The sequence below is a fragment of the Acrocarpospora sp. B8E8 genome (genome assembly GCF_039871605.1).
GTDB classification, from domain to species: domain Bacteria; phylum Actinomycetota; class Actinomycetes; order Streptosporangiales; family Streptosporangiaceae; genus Acrocarpospora; species Acrocarpospora macrocephala.
Genome location: NZ_JBDPLV010000071.1, coordinates 37,859 through 55,471 on the forward strand (window position 1 = coordinate 37,859; position 17,613 = coordinate 55,471).

At 65.7% G+C, this 17,613-nt stretch carries 14 protein-coding genes; 13 read left to right on the plus strand and 1 reads right to left on the minus strand.

Annotated features, from left to right (window positions below; genetic code table 11):
* Positions 1-140: 140 nt before the first annotated feature.
* The 13 genes from ABGB08_RS43960 (at position 141) to ABGB08_RS44020 (ending at position 16,452) form a co-directional block, all read left to right on the plus strand.
* On the plus strand, positions 141-1,895 hold the full coding sequence (locus ABGB08_RS43960; RefSeq protein ID WP_347603377.1) for an ABC transporter substrate-binding protein: 1,755 nt from the start codon (positions 141-143) through the stop codon (positions 1,893-1,895).
* Positions 1,896-1,984: 89 nt separating this feature from the next.
* Positions 1,985-2,980 carry an ABC transporter permease gene (locus tag ABGB08_RS43965; RefSeq protein WP_347603379.1) on the plus strand — a complete coding sequence of 332 codons (996 nt, stop codon included), beginning with the start codon at positions 1,985-1,987 and terminating at the stop codon, positions 2,978-2,980.
* Entirely contained in the window at positions 2,977-3,882 is a 906-nt protein-coding gene (locus ABGB08_RS43970; RefSeq protein WP_347603382.1) for an ABC transporter permease, read from the plus strand. The genes ABGB08_RS43965 and ABGB08_RS43970 overlap by 4 nt, the downstream gene beginning before the upstream one ends.
* A complete protein-coding gene (locus tag ABGB08_RS43975) occupies positions 3,883-4,824 on the plus strand; it encodes an ABC transporter ATP-binding protein (RefSeq protein ID WP_347603385.1) in 942 nt (313 codons plus the stop codon). It abuts the gene before it with no gap.
* Positions 4,824-5,603 (plus strand): ATP-binding cassette domain-containing protein, encoded by a 780-nt coding sequence (locus ABGB08_RS43980; RefSeq protein ID WP_347603410.1) that lies wholly within the window; start codon positions 4,824-4,826, stop codon positions 5,601-5,603. Before ABGB08_RS43975 ends, ABGB08_RS43980 begins: the two co-directional genes overlap by 1 nt.
* A 5-nt stretch (positions 5,604-5,608) precedes the next feature.
* A complete protein-coding gene (locus ABGB08_RS43985; protein ID WP_347603413.1) occupies positions 5,609-8,017 on the plus strand; it encodes a glycoside hydrolase family 2 TIM barrel-domain containing protein in 2,409 nt (802 codons plus the stop codon).
* A gap of 59 nt (positions 8,018-8,076) precedes the next feature.
* Complete coding sequence (locus ABGB08_RS43990; protein WP_347603388.1) at positions 8,077-9,033, plus strand: ROK family protein; 957 nt, start codon at positions 8,077-8,079, stop codon at positions 9,031-9,033.
* Positions 9,034-9,043: 10 nt separating this feature from the next.
* On the plus strand, positions 9,044-10,990 hold the full coding sequence (locus tag ABGB08_RS43995; RefSeq protein ID WP_347603390.1) for a cellulase family glycosylhydrolase: 1,947 nt from the start codon (positions 9,044-9,046) through the stop codon (positions 10,988-10,990).
* Positions 10,991-11,014: 24 nt separating this feature from the next.
* The gene (manA, locus tag ABGB08_RS44000; RefSeq protein ID WP_347603393.1) at positions 11,015-12,109 is read left to right on the plus strand and encodes a mannose-6-phosphate isomerase, class I; all 1,095 of its coding nucleotides are present in this window, start codon (positions 11,015-11,017) and stop codon (positions 12,107-12,109) included.
* Positions 12,106-12,576 (plus strand): CrcB family protein, encoded by a 471-nt coding sequence (locus tag ABGB08_RS44005; RefSeq protein ID WP_347603396.1) that lies wholly within the window; start codon positions 12,106-12,108, stop codon positions 12,574-12,576. Before manA ends, ABGB08_RS44005 begins: the two co-directional genes overlap by 4 nt.
* Positions 12,573-12,935 carry a fluoride efflux transporter CrcB gene (crcB, locus tag ABGB08_RS44010; RefSeq protein ID WP_347603398.1) on the plus strand — a complete coding sequence of 121 codons (363 nt, stop codon included), beginning with the start codon at positions 12,573-12,575 and terminating at the stop codon, positions 12,933-12,935. Before ABGB08_RS44005 ends, crcB begins: the two co-directional genes overlap by 4 nt.
* 111 nt (positions 12,936-13,046) lie before the next feature.
* A complete protein-coding gene (locus ABGB08_RS44015; RefSeq protein ID WP_347603401.1) occupies positions 13,047-14,747 on the plus strand; it encodes an RNA-binding domain-containing protein in 1,701 nt (566 codons plus the stop codon).
* A gap of 226 nt (positions 14,748-14,973) precedes the next feature.
* On the plus strand, positions 14,974-16,452 hold the full coding sequence (locus ABGB08_RS44020; RefSeq protein WP_347603404.1) for an ISAs1 family transposase: 1,479 nt from the start codon (positions 14,974-14,976) through the stop codon (positions 16,450-16,452).
* On the opposite strand, the gene ABGB08_RS44025 is transcribed toward ABGB08_RS44020, so the two are convergent.
* Entirely contained in the window at positions 16,449-17,393 is a 945-nt protein-coding gene (locus ABGB08_RS44025) for a hypothetical protein (RefSeq protein WP_347603407.1), read from the minus strand. The two genes, ABGB08_RS44020 and ABGB08_RS44025, sit on opposite strands and share 4 nt — an antisense overlap.
* Positions 17,394-17,613 lie beyond the last annotated feature (220 nt).

A 17,613-nucleotide genomic window follows, 5' to 3' on the forward strand; every position in this document is an offset into this window, starting at 1 on the left:
TTGCTGACGTGGGAGCGCTCCCACGTACGGTCCAGGAGAGGTGAAGGCACCACCTCTCACGGTCGATCCATCGGGGATTAGGCCTGCTGATGTACGGACCTCCACGCGGTCTGACCCGCGAGGAGGAAGGAGACAAGACGATGCGAAACCGAACTCGGTTTCTGATCCCGTTCGTGGTGGTCAGCCTGGCTGCCGCCGCCTGTTCGAGCGGAGACACGACGCCATCGACGCAAGGTTCCGCCCCCGCGGCGAGTGCGGCGGCCCCCGCCGACTCCAAGTCGTTCCCCCGGAACGAGACGCTCTACTCGAGCGGCACGATGTGGGGCCCGCCGGCCAACTGGAACCCGCTCCGCGAGTGGGACTCGGCCACCGGAACCAAGGGCCTGCTGTACGAGACGCTCTTCCTCTACGACGCCACCACCGACAAGTTCCAGCCCTGGCTGGCCGAGAGCGGTGAGTGGACGGGCGACAAGGAATACACCCTGAAGCTCCGCTCCGGCATCACCTGGTCGGATGGCAAGCCGCTGACCGCCGACGACGTCAAGTTCACCTTCGAGCTCGGCAAGATCGAGACCGTTCCCTATCACAACATCTGGACGTTCCTGGACTCGGCCGAGGTCGTCGACCCGCAGACGGTGAAGTTCACCTTCAAGGAGGCCCGCTACCAGCAGTGGGCCAACCACGTCTACCAGCGCGCGATCGTGCCCAAGCACATCTGGGAGTCGGTCAAGCCGGAAGAGGTCGTGGACTTCGCCAACGAGAACCCGGTCGGCACCGGGCCGTACAACTACCACAGCCACGACCAGGACCGGCAGGCCTGGGTGAAGCGTGACGACTGGTGGGGGATCAAGGCCCTCGGCAAGGACGTCAAGCCCAAGTACATCGTGGACATCGTGAACTCCAGCAACGAGGTCGCGATGGGTCTGCTGCTGCAGAAGGGCCTGGACCTCAGCAACAACTTCCTGCCCGGCGTGGCCAACCTGGTCAGGGGCAACTTCGGCGTCTCGACCTACTACCCGGACGCGCCGTTCATGCTGTCGGCCAACACCGCCTGGCTGGTGCTGAACACCAAGAAGAAGCCGATGGACGACCCCGCCTTCCGCAAGGCCATGGCGTACTCGGTGGACACCAAGCGCATCGTCGAGAACGTGTACGGCAACCTGGTCAAGCCCGCCGACCCCACCGGCCTGCTGCCCCAGTGGGACAAGTACGTCGACAAGAGCGTGACCGGCTCGATGGGCTTCAGCTACGACCCGGCCAAGTCCAAGCAGCTGCTGGCCGACGCGGGCTACAAGGACACCGACGGTGACGGCTTCATCAACAACAAGGACGGCTCGAAGATCGACCTGAAGATCATCGTGCCGACCGGCTGGACCGACTGGATGGAGTCCATCCGGGTCATCGCGACCAGCGCCAAGGACGTCGGGATCAGCCTGACCCCCGAGTTCCCCGACTACAACGCCCTGGTCGAGCAGCGCAGCACCGGCAAGTTCGACATGCTCATCAACAACGAGCGCCAGCTGTCGAACACGCCGGAGCGCTACTACGACTACGTCTTCAACATGCCGGTGCAGAAGCTCCAGAACACCGTGAACTTCGGCCGGTACGAGAACGAGAAGGCCTGGGATCTGGTCGGCCAGCTCGACGCCACCAAGACCGATGACGTCGAGGGCATGAAGGCCATCACCTCCCAGCTGCAGAAGATCCAGCTGGAGGACATGCCGGTCATCCCGCTCTGGTACAACGGCCTCTGGTCGCAGGTCAGCAACTCGGTCTGGAAGAACTGGCCGTCCGACGCCGCTGGCACGCCCAAGACGCCGCCCACCATGTGGCGCAACTGGCTCGAACTGGGCGGCGTGCTCACGCTGACCGAGCTCCAGCCCGCCGGCGCGTAGTCGGGACCTAGTGGATCGGGCGGGCCAGCCAAGGCCCGCCCGCATCCCCCGCCTGGCCAGGCTGGGGGACACATCCCCCGGAGGATGGTTTGCGACAATATTTCGGCCGGAAACTGCTTATCTACGCACTGACGTTCTTCGTCGCGGTCACCGTGAACTGGATGATCCCGCGGTTCATGCCGGGCGACCCGGTGGCGAGCATGGTCGCCAGGGCGCGCATCTCCGACCCGGAGGCCGTGGCGGCGATGCAGCAGTACTACAGCAATCTCTTCGGCTTCGACCAGCCGATCCTGGCGCAGTACTTCAACTTCTGGGGCGCGCTGTTCGCCGGAAATTTCGGGATCAGCATCTGGGCGTACCCGCTGCCGGTGGCCGACGTGATCATGGACGCGGTGCCGTACTCGCTGGGGTTGCTGATCCCGTCGATCCTGCTCAGCTGGTTCGTCGGGAACTGGGCCGGCGCGCTCGCGGCCCGGCGCAAGATCCTCGACAACACGGTGCTTCCGGTGGGGTATGTGCTGACCGCGATGCCGTACATGTGGATCGCGATCCTGCTCTGCTGGGGGTTCGGGGTCGTCTTCCAGGTGTTGCCGGTGGCCGGGGGCTACAGCTTCGCGATGCAGCCGAACCTGTCGTGGGAGTTCGTCGGGAGCCTGTTCCAGCACTGGCTGCTGCCGTTCGTGTCGCTGTTCCTGGTGGCGCTGGGCGGCTGGGCGATCGGCATGCGGAACATGATCATCTATGAGCTGGAGGCCGACTACTCCAACTACCTGGCCGCGCTCGGCGCGCCGCACCGGCTCATCCGGCGGTACGCCTTCCGCAACGCCGTCCTGCCGCAGATCACCGGCCTGGCCCTGCAGCTGGGCGTGCTGGTGGCCGGCGCGCTGGTCACCGAGATCGTGTTCTCCTATCCGGGGCTGGGCAGCCTGATCCTCAAGGCCATCCAGAACCAGGACTTCTTCCTCCTCCAGGGCACCTTCCTGTTCATCGTCCTGGGCGTGCTGATCGCCAACTTCGTGATCGACATCGTGTACGTGATCGTCGATCCGCGGACCCGGGCGGGAATGACAGGGGCGACCACATGACCACCACCGATCCGATCACCGCGATCACCGCGCCGGATCCGGGCACACCCCCGGTCACGGTGCGACGGGAAGCCCTCTACTTCGCCGTACGGAACGGAAAGCTCCTGCTCGGCGCTGGCATTGTCACGATATTTCTCCTCATCGGCATCATCGGGCCGTTCCTGGTGGATCGCCCGCCGATGGAGTACGTCGGCCAGCCCATGATGCCGCCGGACGGCGAATATTGGCTCGGCACCACCACCTTCGGCCAGGACGTGCTGGCCCAGTTCGTGCACGGCGTGCGCAACGCCTTCGTGGTCGGGCTGCTCGCCGGCGGCCTGGCCGCGCTCATCGGCATGGTGATCGGGTTCGTGGCCGGCTACCGGGGCGGCCTGGTCGACGAGATCCTCAACATGCTCACCAACGTGGTCCTGGTCATCCCGACCCTGGCCGTACTGCTGATCATCAACGCCTACCTGGGCATCCGCAGCGTCGGCATGCAGGCCCTGTTCATCGGCCTCACCTCCTGGCCCTGGGTGGCCAGGGCGATCAGGGCGCAGACGTTCTCGCTGCGCAGCCGCGACTTCGTGGATCTGGCCCGGCTGAGCGGGGTGCGCACGGGCAAGATCATCCTGCGGGAGATCGCGCCGAACATGAGCTCCTACCTGTTCATGACGTTCATCCTGCTGTTCGGCAGTTCCATCCTGATCGCGTCCTCCCTCGACTTCATCGGCCTGGGCCCGACCGACGGCGTGTCGCTCGGTGTGATGCTCAACCACGCCAACCAGTGGAGCGCGCTCCATCTGGGCCTGTGGTGGTGGTTCATCCCGCCGGGCGCCGCGATCACCGCCATCGTGGGCGCCCTCTACGTCGCGAACGTCGGCCTCGACGAGGTGTTCAACCCCAAGCTGAGGGAGCTCTAGATGACCCTGTCTGTGCAGGACTTAAGGGTCTATTACCGGACTCTTCGCGGTGACGTGAAGGCCCTCGACGGGGTCAGCTTCGACGTGGCGGACGGCGAGATCCTCGGCCTGGCCGGGGAGTCCGGCTGCGGCAAGACCACGCTCGGCAAGGCGCTGATCCGGATGGACGGCCGGATGAAGCTGGTCGGCGGCCGGGTCGAACTCGACGGCGAGAACCTGCCGATCGGGGACACGGTCAAGATGAACCCGTTCCGGTTCACCGAGGTATCGATCATCCCGCAGTACTCGATGAGCGCGATGAACCCGACCCGCAAGATCGGCCGGATGGTCCGCGAGCTGCTCGACTCGCGCGGTGTCACGGTGGACACCGACGAGCTGCACCGGCGGCTCGACCTGGTCGAACTCTCCAGGGACGTGCTCACCAAGTATCCGCTGGAGCTGTCCGGCGGGATGAAGCAGCGCATGGTGATGGTCATCTCCACGCTGCTCAACCCGTCCCTGCTGATCGCCGACGAGATCACCTCGGCGCTGGACGTGTCCACCCAGAAGGCCGTGGTCACCACGCTGAAGGGCTTCCGCGAGCTGGGCTTCGTGAAGAGCATGATCTTCATCACCCATGACATCTCGCTGACCAACCAGCTGGCCGACACGATCATGGTGATGTACGCGGGCAAGCTCGCCGAGAAGGCCCCCGCGGACACGATCGTGAACCGGGCCCGCCATCCGTACACGCAGCTGCTGATCTCCTCGCTGCCCGAGGTCGGGGTTCGCTACGCGGAGAAGAAGCTGACCGGCATTCCCGGCAATCCGCCCTCGCTGCTCAATCCGCCGGTCGGCTGCCGGTTCCAGGATCGTTGCCCGCTCGCCTTCGACAAGTGCCGGGAGGAACCCCCGGCCGTCGAGGTCGAGAAGGATCATTTCGTCGCGTGCTGGAAGGCATGATGCTGAAACTCCAGGAAGTCTCGAAAGTCTTCAGAGTCGGCGCCTTCGGCGGCAAGACCATGACGGCCGTGGACGAGGTGAGCTTCGAGGTCGCCCGGGGCGAGGTCGTCTCGCTGATCGGGGAGAGCGGCAGCGGCAAGAGCACGATCGGCAAGATGGTGCTCCGGCTGATGTCCGCCCAGAAGGGCACGATCACCGTTGACGGGGACGACGTCACGAAACTGGAAAAGCGCGCCTACTACCGCAAGATCCAGGGCGTGTTCCAGGATCCGTTCAGCTCGTACAACCCGATCTTCAAGGCCGATCGGGTGTTCAGCATGATCAAAGAGGTCTACTTTCCCAAGGAGCCAGACCGGATCTGGCAGGACAAGGTGGCCGCCGCGCTCAACGACGTCCGGCTGGAGGCCGGTCAGGTGCTGAACAAGTTCCCGCACCAGCTCAGCGGCGGCCAGCTGCAGCGGCTGCTGATCGCGCGGGCCTTGCTGCTGGACATCGACCTGCTGGTGGCCGACGAGATCACCAGCATGCTCGACGCGTCCACCCGGATCGATGTGCTCAACCTGCTGGCCGACCTGAAATCCCGCGGCCTCGGCGTGCTGTTCATCACGCACGACCTCGCGCTCGGCAACTACATCAGCGAGCGAACGGTGGTCCTGCACCAGGGCAGGATCGTCGAGTACGGCCCGACGGAGAAGGTATTCGAGACGCCGGAGCACGCCTACACCAGGAAGCTTCTCGCCTCGGTGCCGCAACTGCACAGGAAGTGGGAGGGCGTGTGATCACGATGTTGCACGAAGGCTGGGCCGTCACGGCGGTCTCCTCGACCGGGCAGTCACGCCCGGTCGTGGCGGGACTCCCGGCGACGGTGCCCGGATGCGTGCACACCGACTTGTTGACGGCGGGGATCATCGCCGATCCCTATCTGGACGACAACGAAGTCAGGCTGACCTGGATCGGGCGGACGGGCTGGTCGTACGAGACCGCGTTCGGCTGGGACGGGACCGAGGATGAGCGGGCCGATCTGGTCTGCGAGGGTTTGGACACGGTGGCCACGGTGCTTCTCAACGGGGTGCAGATCGGGCAGACCGCCAACCAGCATCGGTCGTATCGGTTTCCGGCCAAGCACCTGCTCGTGGAGGGCCGGAACACGCTGAAGATCCTCTTCGAGGCGCCGTACGCGTATGCGGAGCGGCAGCGGGCCGCGCTCGGGGACCGGCCGGGGGCGTACGGGCAGCCGTACCAGTTCATCCGGAAGATGGCCTGCAACTTCGGCTGGGACTGGGGCCCGACCGTGGTCACCTCCGGCATCTGGCGCCCGATCTACCTGCACACCTGGAGCACCGCCCGGCTGGCCGAGGTCCGCCCGCTGGTCACCGTCGCCGACGGCGTCGGCCAGGTCGAGGTGCACGTCACCGCCGACCGCGCCACCCAGGCCCCGCTCACCCTGACCGCGTCCGTCGCGGGCGTCTCCGAGCAGGTACGGCTCGCGCCCGGCGAACGCACGGCAGTGGTCTCGCTGACCGTCCAGGATCCCGACCTGTGGTGGCCGCGCGGGTATGGCGAGCAGCCCCTCTACCCGCTGACCGTGCAACTCGGCGACGACGTGTGGACGAAGGAGATCGGCTTCCGCACGGTCGAACTGGAACCGGACGCGTTCCGGATCATCATCAACGGCGTGCCGGTCTTCATGAAGGGCTTCAACTGGATCCCCGACGACTGCTTTCCCAACCGGGTGACTCGCGAGCGGCTGGCGCAGCGGTTCCAGCAGGCGGTCGAAACCGGGGCGAACACGCTGCGGGTGTGGGGCGGCGGGCTGTACGAGAGCGAGGACTTCTACGCCCTGGCCGACGCGCTCGGCATCCTGGTGTGGCAGGACTTTCCGTTCGCCTGCGCGGCCTACCCGGAGGAAGGGCCGTTCCGGTTCGAGGTGGAGGCCGAGGCACGGCAGCAGGTGACGCGGCTGGCCAACCATCCGAGCCTGGTGTTGTGGTGCGGCAACAACGAGAACCTCGAGGGCCACGCGGACTGGGGCTGGCAGGAGAAGCTGGAGGCGCGTAGCTGGGGTTCGGGGTTCTACTACGAGTTGTTGCCCCGGGTGGTGCGGGAGCTGGATCCGACGCGGCCGTACTGGCCGGGGAGCCCGTACTCGGGGTCGCCGGAGCTGGCGCCCAATGATCCGGCGCATGGGTCCACGCATATCTGGACGGTGTGGAACCGGGAGGACTACACGTTCTACGCGACCTACCAGCCGAGGTTCGTGGCGGAGTTCGGGTTCCAGGGGCCGCCGACGTACGCGACGTTGCGCAGGTCGGTCAGTGACGAGCCACTGGCGCCCACGTCCAAGGGGGTCATGCACCACCAGAAGGCCGTGGACGGCAACGGGAAACTGCTCCGCGGTCTGGGGAATCATCTGCCGCAGCCGTCGAACTTCGACGACTGGCACTACTACACCCAGCTCAACCAGGCGCGCGCGATGGTGTTCGGGGTGGAGCGGTTCCGGGCGCTGGCACCGTTCTGCATGGGCACGATCGTCTGGCAGCTCAACGACTGCTGGCCGGTGACCTCCTGGGCCGCCGTCGACGGCGACGCCCGCCGCAAGCCCCTCTGGTACGGCATGCGCCGCGCTTTCGCCGACCGATTGCTGACATTTCAGGACTCGTCCGTGGGGCTGGCGCACGGGGTGGACGGGGACACGCTCGTGCTCGTCGTGGTCAACGACACCGGCGAGGAGTGGGCGGGGGAACTCGCGGTCGTCCGGCAGTCGATCGCCGGGGAGACGCTCGCCAAGGAGCACGTCCCGGTCGCCGTGCCCGCGCGCGGCACCCTGGCCATCCCGCTGCCCGGTTCGCTGACGGCGGCAGAACCCGCCCACGAACTGCTGGTCGCCGTGCTGGGTGACGCGCGGGCGCTGCGTTTCTTCACCGAGGACCCCGCGACTGATCTCCCGCCCGCCGAGTTCGATGCGACCACCGAGCCGGCCGACGGCGGGCTGCGGGTCTCGATCACCGCCAGGACCCTCGTCCGCGAGCTGGCGATCTTCCCCGACCGACTCGACCCCGACGCCACCGTGGACGACCAGCTCGTCACCCTGCTCCCCGGCGAGACGGCCACCTTCCACGTGTCCGGAGACGTGGATCCGGACGCGCTCACCGCCTATCCGGTGCTGCGCTGCGTCAACGAGGCCCACGTGTGATGCCGTAAAGCCCGATATGGGATGGTTCCGGAAAAGTTCTCTTAACGGAGGGGCGGAACATGACGGTTCTGGCGATCGACATCGGAGGGACGAAGTTCGCGGCGGCCATGGTGGAGCCCACCGGGGTGATCACCGCCAGGCTGGAACTGCCGGTGGGCCCGGACGCGACCGCGACGCTGGCCGAACTGGTCGGCCGGATCGCGGTGCCCGGGCTGACCGGGGATTCGGGGCTGACCGGGGTGGGCATCGGGTCGGCCGGGCCGCTGGACGTGCTCGGCGGCACGGTGAGCCCGGTCAACATCCCGTCCTGGCGGGAGTTTCCGCTGGTCAAGACCGTGAGCGAGTTACTGCCCGAGCTGCCGGTGCGGCTGGCGGGAGACGCCCAGTGCATGGCGCTGGGGGAGTGGTGGCAGGGCTCGTACGGGAAGCGGGCTTCGGACGCGGGGCCGTACAAGACCTTGCTGGGCATCGTCGTGTCCACCGGGATCGGCGGCGGCGTGGTCGTGGACGGCCAGCCCTTCCTCGGCCCCACCGGAAATGCCGGACATATCGGTCATATCAGTGTGGATCGGGATGGGGATGCCTGCCCGTGCGGGGCCACCGGCTGCGTGGAGACGATCGCCAGCGGGCCGAGCATGGTGCGCTGGGCGCTCGACAACGGCTGGCGGCGGGCGGTCGAACCCGCCTTCTGGGCCGGGCGCGCGGTCGACGCGCGTGCGTTGGCGGCCGACGCCAAACGCGGCATCCCGGTGGCCAAACTCGCCTTCCAGCGCGCCTCGGACGCCCTCGGCACGGCAATCCTCACCGCCGCCGCCCTCTTTGACATTGACAACGTTGTCATCGGCGGTGGCGTCGCCGCGGCGGGCCCGACCCTGATGGTCCCGCTGCGCCAGGCCATCGCGCGCCAGGCGGGCCTGGGCTTCCTGCACCGCCTGCGCGTGGACGCCACCTCACTCGGCCGCGACGCCGGCCTGTACGGCGCCGCCGCCCTCGTTCTCGGGGATCGACCATCCTGAAGGAGCAACCGTGAGATTCACCGCCATCCTGACCATGGCGTTATCGGCGGCCTTGATCGCCACCCCAGCGGCCTCAGCGACACACCAGAACGACGGCTTCGTCAAACGCCAGGGCGCTGACCTGGTGCTGAACGGCAAGAAGTTCCACTTCTCGGGAACCAACAACTACTACCTGATGTACAAATCACGCCTGATGACCGACGACGTCCTCGCCGACGCCGCGGCCGCCAAGTTCAACGTCATCCGCACCTGGGGCTGGCTCGACATCGGCAACCAGGACGGCAGCAACTCGGTCGCGGGCAAGGCCGACGGCGTCTACTTTCAGTACTGGAACGGCACCCGCCCCGCCTACAACGACGGCGCGGACGGCCTGGAACGCCTCGACTACGTGCTCTACAAGGCCCGCCAGTCCGGCATCAAGCTGATCATCCCGTTCACCAACAACTGGGCGGACTTCGGCGGCATCGATCAGTACGTCCGCTGGGCCGGCCTGGACAACCACGACGACTTCTACACCGACCCCACCATCCGCGGCTGGTACAAGGACTGGATCGACCACGTCCTCAACCGCACCAACACGCTGACCGGCGTCAAATACAAGGACGACCCCACGGTCATGATGTGGGAGCTCGGCAACGAGCCGCGCTGCAAGGGCTCAGGACTCTACCCGCAGTCGGCCACCTGCACCCCGCAGACCCTCACCACCTGGGCCGACGAGATGACCAGGTTCATCAAGTCCAAGGACGGCAAGCACCTGGTCGGCGTCGGCGACGAGGGCTTCCGCTGCACCGATCCCACCAGCTCGGACTGGACGATCAACTGCGGCGAGGGCGTCGACAACACCGCGCTGACCAAGCTGCCCGCCGTGGACGTGATGTCCTTCCACCTCTACCCGGACGGCTGGCTGAAGGACGCCGCCTGGGGCACCGAGTGGATCAAGAGCCACATCCAGAAGGCTCGCCAGATCGGCAAGCCATCGCTGCTGGGCGAGTTCGGCTTGCGCGACAAGGCGACCCGTAACGTCGTCTACCAGGAGTGGACCGAGGCGGTGCGGTCGTCGGGCGGCACCGGCTGGCTGTACTGGATCCTGTCCGGCATCCAGGACGACAACACGCTTTATCCGGACTATGACGGCTTCACGGTGTACTGCCCGTCGCCGGTCTGTCAGACGCTGACCAACGCCGGGACCGAACTCGCATATGGGCAGCGTTCGCTGCCGCCGGTCGCCGATCACGATGCCACGACTGTCGAGTTCGGCACCGGGGCGACGCTGGACGTGGCCGCCAACGACATCGCGTACCGGACGTATGTGAAGGCCAGCACGATCGACCTGGATCCCGCCACCGCCGGGCGGCAGACCAGCTCCGGGGACTTCACGCTGGTCGACGGCAAGGTCTCGTACACGCCTCCGGCCGAGTTCGCCGGGCGCGCCACCGCGCACTACACGATCAAGGATGCGGCCGGCCGCACCTCCAACGTGGCCGACATCACCGTCACCGTGAAGCCCAACCCGACCGGCGCGATCAAGCTGTTCTCCTTCGAGGACGGCGTGCAGGGCTGGGCCCCCGGCAACTGGCAGCCCGACGCGGGCTCGGTCGAGCAGACCTCGGCGTACGCGACCGACGGCGTCTCCGGCCTCCGGATCAACTCCACCGGCGGTGCCTGGTTCGGGGCGACATTCCCGGAACCGGTGAACCTGGCCAACAAGTCGCAGTTCAAGTGGGACCTGAAGACCGGCCCCGCGGGCACGTCGGTGGCGGTGGCCCTGCAGTTCGGGCCAGGATTCACCTGGTGCCAGTCCAACTTCACCTGGGCCAACCAGGACAGCGTCGTTCCCGTGGAGATCGATCTCACCTCGGCCATGTCCTGTTCACTGGAGGACCTCGCCGATGTGCGAGGAATGTTCCTGTGGATTAGCCCAGGTTCGTTTGACATTGACAACATTAGGGCTGAATAGCCGCTCTAGATCGAAGGACGCCACGTGGACCTGCTGACCAACCCGATCAAGGACTATGCCTGGGGCTCCCGCACGGCCATCGCCGCGCTGACCGGGCGATCCGCGGCTGGTCCCGAGGCGGAGATGTGGCTCGGCGCCCATCCCTCCGGCCCGTCGTCGCTGCCGCGCGACGGGTCGCAGCAGGCGTTGCCCGACGTCATCGCCGCGGATCCCGTGGCCGAGCTCGGGGCTGCCGTGATCGAGCGGTTCGGGGAGCGGTTGCCGTACCTGCTGAAGTTGATCGCGGTGGATCGGGCGCTCTCCATGCAGGTCCACCCGTCGCTGGAACAGGCCGCGGAAGGCTTCCTCCGAGGGGATCACAACTACGCGGATCCGTGGCCCAAGCCCGAGATGATCTGCGCACTCACCCCCTTCTCCGCCCTCGCCGGGTTCCGCCCGCCCGGCGAGGCCGCGGAACTGGTCGCCGCCCTCGGCCTGCCCGCCCTCACCCCCGTCGCCGACGCCCTCGCCTCCGGCGACGTGCTCGCCGCCCTCCGCATCCTGCTCGGCTGGCCCGCCGACGACCGCGCCGCCCTGGTCCAGGATCTGGTACGGACGGCTGACCACGACCTGGTCACCCAGCTGGCCGAGCAGTACCCGAACGACCCTGCCGTCCTGGCCCCCCTGCTGATGCGCCACCACCAACTCGCCCCTGGCGAGGCCCTCTACCTGGGCGCCGGCGTGCTGCACTGCTACCTCGGCGGCTTCGGCGTGGAGATCATGGGCAGCTCCGACAACGTGCTGCGGGCCGGGCTGACCCCCAAGCCCATCGACATCGAAGAACTCCTCCGCATCACCGACCCCGCCGCGCAACCCGCCGCCATCGAACCGGTGGCCGACGTCTACCTCACCCCGTCACCGGAGTTCCAGCTCCGGCGCTTCACCCCCGGCGACGCCTACCAAGTCCCCGGCGACAAGCCGCGCATCCTCATCTGCGTCGACGGCGTCGTAAGTATCCGGAACGCCGCCCAGGACGAGCTCAAACTGCACCCTGCGGAGGCCATCTTCGCCCCCGCCTCCGACGGCGCCCTGGAACTCTCCGGCAACGGCACGGTGTTTTGCGCGGAACCCCGCTTGTGACCGATGCTGGGTTCGCGATGCGCGAACCCATCGACTCCGACGTCGACCTCCACGTACCCGCCGAGCGCGCCGAACTGCGCCCGACGCCGTTCCCCGTGCTCGCCGCCATCTCCGCCGGCGGCGTGCTCGGCGCCCTCGGCCGGTACGGCATCGGCGTGGCACTCCCACACCCACCCGGCGGCTTCCCCTGGTCCACCTTCCTGGTGAACATCTCAGGCTGCCTCCTGATCGGCGTCCTCATGGTCCTGATCACCGAGGTATGGACCGCCCGCCTCCTACGCCCATTCCTAGGCGTAGGCGTCCTCGGCGGCTACACCACCTTTTCCACATATGTCCTGGACATCCACCAGACGATGACCAACGGCGCCCCCACCACCGCCCTCCTCTACGCAGCGGCCACACTCATCGGCGCCCTCCTGGCCGCCTGGACAGGCATCACCGTGACCGCCCGCCTAGTCATCAGATGACCGCCCTCCTCGTAGCCCTAGGCGCCGCAATCGGCGCCCCCCTCCGCTACCTCACCGACCGTTTCATCCAGTCCCACCACGACTCGGTCTTCCCCTGGGGAACCCTGACCGTCAACGTCACCGGCTCCTTCATCCTCGGCCTCCTCCTCGGCCTCCCCGCCACCACCCAAGTCACCGCCCTGCTCGGCCCCGGTTTCTGCGGCGCCCTAACCACCTACTCCACCTTCAGCTACGAAACCATCCGCCTATCCCAGGAAGGCTTCCGCTTCTACGCCACCGCCAACATCACCGCCAGCCTCATAGCCGGCCTAGGCTCCGCCACCCTCGGCCTCATGCTCGCCCAAGCCCTAACAACCTGACCCCGCCACTTTCTTACTTTGATGCTCCTTTGGGGCTACCCTTGCTGCCACGGCTACATCAAAGGGGGACTCAAAGTGGAGCCGACTCCTCAGCCGGTTCTGGAGAGGATCTTGGCTGGCACCGCCGCAGCCAAGTGCGAGACGGAGACCCTGGACTTCAAACAGGAGAAGCCCGCACTCAAAGATACCTGGCTTGATCTGGCCGAGGCGGCTGTTTGTTTCGCTAATTCGAGCGGCGGGGTCATCGTCGTCGGTGTGGCGGACTCCAGGTCGGGTCAGGAAGCATTTGTCGGCTGCGAACTGGACACGGCCAAGCTACGCGGCCGGATTCACGAACTGACCGACCCTGGGCTTCTCGTCGAGGTGAGAGCGTTCGAGTTCGCCGGTAAGCGCTTGGTGGAGATCGCTGTTCCTGAGGGCATTCAGGTGTACTCGACGACGAAAGGCTACACATATCAACGGATAAACACTGACTGCGTGCCGATGAGACCTCTCGATGTCTCGCGGCTTGCTGATGAGCGTCGTGGTTTCGATTGGTCGGCGAGGACGAGCGGACGACCGGTCGACGACATCGATCCGCTCGCTCTGCGGTACTGCCGGAGGTTGCTCGCCAGCTCTGTCGACCCTGCCCGGCAGCGATATTCGCGATTCGGGGATATGGATCTGCTCCGGACCATGCGCGCGGTCGCCGATGACGGCAAGCTGAGCAGGGCGGGGGAGCTGATGCTGTGCGAGCCGCGAAACGGGCCGGTTGACGCCATTGTCTACCTGCATAAACGAACGATGGGTGGCGAGCCGGACTCAATTTTGCGGGTCGGTCCGCCAATGGTGGTGGCTCTTGAAGACATATCTCGAGCTATCCGGGTCGGACAGAGGATCACGCCGGTGACTTTGGCCAGCGGCCAGCAACTTCAAATTGAGGACTATCCTTCGGCTGCGGTTCGAGAAGCCCTCGTCAACGCGATCATCCATCGGGATTGGCGCCTACAGATGCCCATTCGAATTGAGCACTCGCCGCAGCTCCTGCGTATCGACTCTCCTGGTCCGTTGGTCGCCGGGGTGACTCTCAGCAATATTCTCGCCGGCGGCTCGCAGGCACGTCATCCAGCGCTTGCCGCCGGGTTCCGCCTGCTGGGTCTGGCGGAGGATGTCGGACTGGGCATAGATCGGATGTATCGCGAGATGATCAGGTCGGGGCGGGACATCCCCCTGATCTCCGAGGACGCGCACCGGGTTTCTGTCTCGTTCCGAGGGCAGGCGCCGAACACCCGGATCGCGGAGTTCGTGGCCTCGCTACCCGAGGAGGAGCGGGACGACACTGACGCGATGCTCACCATCCTGCTGCTCTGCACACACCGCGCGGTCAGCGCGTCAGATGTCGCGCAAGTGATCCAGCGCTCGCCGGAGGACGCACAGGCGGTGCTGCTGCGGCTGGCCGCGGCACCGGCCAACATCCTTGAGCCCACTCGCGCGACCATGCGGTACCGATTCCCGGCCTATCGGCTACGGGCCGAGGTGGTCGCCCGTCTGGGCAGCGCAGTCGCCTACCACAGCCGGGCACAGGAGGATATCGACGCCAAGGTGATCGAGCACGTGCGGGACTACAGCTACGTGAACAATCGTACGATCCAGCGCTTGTTCGACATGAACGTCTATCAGGCCCGGGACATCATTCGAGACCTGGTGAGCCGAGAACTGCTCACGAGAACGTCCGAAGCGAAACGCGGAACAGCCGTACGGTACGGTCCCGGCTCGGCGTTCCCGCGAAAGAGCACCAGAAAATCAACGCCCTCGCCGAGCACGACCAACTAGTACCCTGGTCACCTCCTCGAAGCCGTCGCTGCTATCGGTGGTGGCGCAGTATTTGGGCAGGTCTTAGAGCACGGCCCCGGCATCTCGAAGTTTTGACCGGGTTTGATTCCTTGCGCGCGAACGGCCGTGCCTCCGCCGCCGGTAATAACTGATCCAATTCAGGGATGGAAACGGGCACGACTCCCGAAGATCGAGGTTCTCACACCAGTCGATCCGGGAGGAAGCCGTGCTTGTGGCCCTATCATCGCTGATCAGCCCGATCGAGAGCGGCAAGACAAAGGGATCGGTGCCCGATCGGGTGACCCGCGAGGGGCTGCTGGCCCGCTTCCGCCGGATTTCCGACCACCGGTCCACCCGAAACGTCCGGCATCCGCTGGCCTCGATCCTGGCACTGGCCGCGTGCGGGGTGGCCGTGGCCGGCGGAGACTCGATTATCGCGGTCTGGCACTGGGCCTCCGACGCGTGCCCGCAGGAAGTACCGGCCGAACTGGAGGTGTGGCGTGATCCGCTCACCGGGCTGCACGTACCGCCCGGCGAGCGGACCTTCCGCCGGGTCCTGGGCGAGGTCGACGGCGACGAGCTGGAACGCGAGGTGTGTGCTTACCTGGCCGGGCGGGCGCCCCGCGAAGCCGACGCACCCGGCCATCCCGATACCCCCGGTACGGCTCGGCCGGACACCGCCGAGCCGGCCGAGCCGGCATGGCCGAACGAGCGTGAAGCCCGCCGGGTCCGTCAGCGTGACCGGGAACCTCCCGCTATGGCGGGGTTGCCGCCCGGGGCGGCGGCCGATGGCAAGGCCATCCGCGGAGCCCGCCGCCCCGACGGCCGCCGTCCCCAACTACTGTCGCCGTTCTGCCACACCCGGGACACGAGGCTTGCTCAGCGGGCCATCGACACCAAGACCAGCGAGGTGCCCGAACTCAAGCCACTGATAGCCGGAGTGGATCTGGCGGGTACGGTCCTGACCGCCGACGCGCTGCATACCGTCCACGAGACCGCCCGGCATCTGGCCGAGGACCTCGGCGCGTACTATGTCCTGATTTTGAAGCACAATCAGCCCGCGCTCCTGGCCACGGCGATGGCCACGCCGGCTGATGGGACCGACGCCGAGCACGAGTGGGCCGGTACCGGGCACACCGAGATCGACCGGGGCCACGGCCGCGGCGAACGCCGCACCATCCGTACCGCCCCGCCGACGGCGTCGACTTTCCCGGCGCGGTCCAGGTCATGCGGATCGTGCGGCACATCGCCGATCGGCACGGCTCGGGCAGGAGTAAAGCGGTGGCCTACGCCATCACGAACCTGCCCGCCCACCTGGCCGGACCCGCCCATCTGGGCGCCTACGTCCGCTGGCACTGGGGGGTGGAAAACCGCGAGCATTACGTCCGCTCTCCGGGGGCCGCCAGGGGCGTTGCGTGACGTTGCGATAAACCCGACACGCGGCAGTGTTGTTCTACGGCAGATCTCCTTGGGTGTGCCGCTCGTTGCTGATAGATGTTCATGCAGCTCAGCACATGATCGGGGGGTCATTGGGATGCGAGCTTTCCCAGTGAGGTTGCCGTCCGGGGCGAGGTACTGGACGGTGCTGGATCCGGACCTGGCCATCGTGCCGTTGGCGGATTCGTTCCTGCGGCAGGTGCGGTTCGGCCTTACCTCGCCGTTCCCGAACCTCTCAACGAGCCGTCGCCCGGATTTTCTGGACTAGTCTTCCGTAGTTGCAGAGTCGGATTCTATTTGTGCTCTCACCCAAATCAAATGGGCTCCGGCTACTTTGTCGCCAACGGTGTAAAGGCGCAGCGCCGTAGCGCCTATGCAGTTACGCAAAGGCTGATCTAAAATTGCAAGTTTATTGTCCAATTTGTTAACAACTTCCCCTATGCGGGCGGGCTTAGATAGAGAGCCTCCAAGGCATTCCACCCGAAATTTAGCCTCCTTAACCTCTGAGTTTCTGTCGAACCCTACAGCCGCAAGGAATCGATCTGTGGCTTTTATGGGTCTGGCAAGGGGAAACTCCCCTGCGGTCCAGGAACCTTCTTTCCAGGGAGCCGCTACGATTACCGCACCTTCGCCACTACTCCCATCTTCAAGGTCGGCGTACGTCGTCTTCGCATATCCTTTGCGTTCCTCACTGCGAGGTCGCGACTGCAGTCCAATGCGTTCTCCAAGGGACGTTTCCCACTTCGCAAGATGCTTCTGATCAATCAAATTTTGATTGCCGTTGTCGATAGGGATACTTTTCGATGGGGACTCTGAGGGGTGTGGGTTGTCCTGAAAAGTTGAAGCAGGATTTGGCCTGTTCGAAAGTACTTCTTGGACTGCAAAGCCCAAGAAGACCCAGCCGGCGGACAAGAAGGCAATGCAGAGGATTGCTTTTTTGTTTCTCAATTTCATATGTCGGTGCCCGTGCAGCCACACGGCCGCTGCTACGGTCATCATAAGACCTGAGAGCGCGCTCGCGGGTAGCTTAGGCTGCCAAAATCCAACGATTTGCGTCACTATTGCTGCAGCTGCGGCAGCAATAGTGATGCGGTCCCAGCGCTTCCAACTCTTATCTGCCTTGTCGTTTTGCAGGTCTTCATCGTGAGGGGCCTCACCCGTTTGTCCCGTAGAGTCCTGATTGTTCTGTTGTGGATTCGTCTGTGTCACCCTTCACCTCCAAATCGGTGACAATGTACCGGTATCGTCGGTAAGGGTGCTGCTCTAATGAGAAGGTTACTCAAACATCCGACGTGGTTCCTTGTAACCATTCACACCTCCTGATCTTGGTGTCGCCGGTTTGATCGTCTCGCCGGAGTCCGGCATGATCGCTGTTCGTGATCGAGGAATCCGCGTCTTCGAGCGCGCCCTCGATGGAGGAGTTCGCGCG

Bases quoted from the DNA above. Each gene is read 5' to 3' on its own strand.
- ABGB08_RS43975 (WP_347603385.1), top strand. From the start codon at position 3,883: ATGACCCTGTCTGTGCAGGACTTAAGGGTCTATTACCGGACTCTTCGC.
- ABGB08_RS43970 (WP_347603382.1), top strand. From the start codon at position 2,977: ATGACCACCACCGATCCGATCACCGCGATCACCGCGCCGGATCCGGGC.
- ABGB08_RS43985 (WP_347603413.1), top strand. From the start codon at position 5,609: ATGTTGCACGAAGGCTGGGCCGTCACGGCGGTCTCCTCGACCGGGCAG.
- ABGB08_RS43960 (WP_347603377.1), top strand. From the start codon at position 141: ATGCGAAACCGAACTCGGTTTCTGATCCCGTTCGTGGTGGTCAGCCTG.
- crcB (WP_347603398.1), top strand. From the start codon at position 12,573: ATGACCGCCCTCCTCGTAGCCCTAGGCGCCGCAATCGGCGCCCCCCTC.
- ABGB08_RS43990 (WP_347603388.1), top strand. From the start codon at position 8,077: ATGACGGTTCTGGCGATCGACATCGGAGGGACGAAGTTCGCGGCGGCC.
- ABGB08_RS43980 (WP_347603410.1), top strand. From the start codon at position 4,824: ATGCTGAAACTCCAGGAAGTCTCGAAAGTCTTCAGAGTCGGCGCCTTC.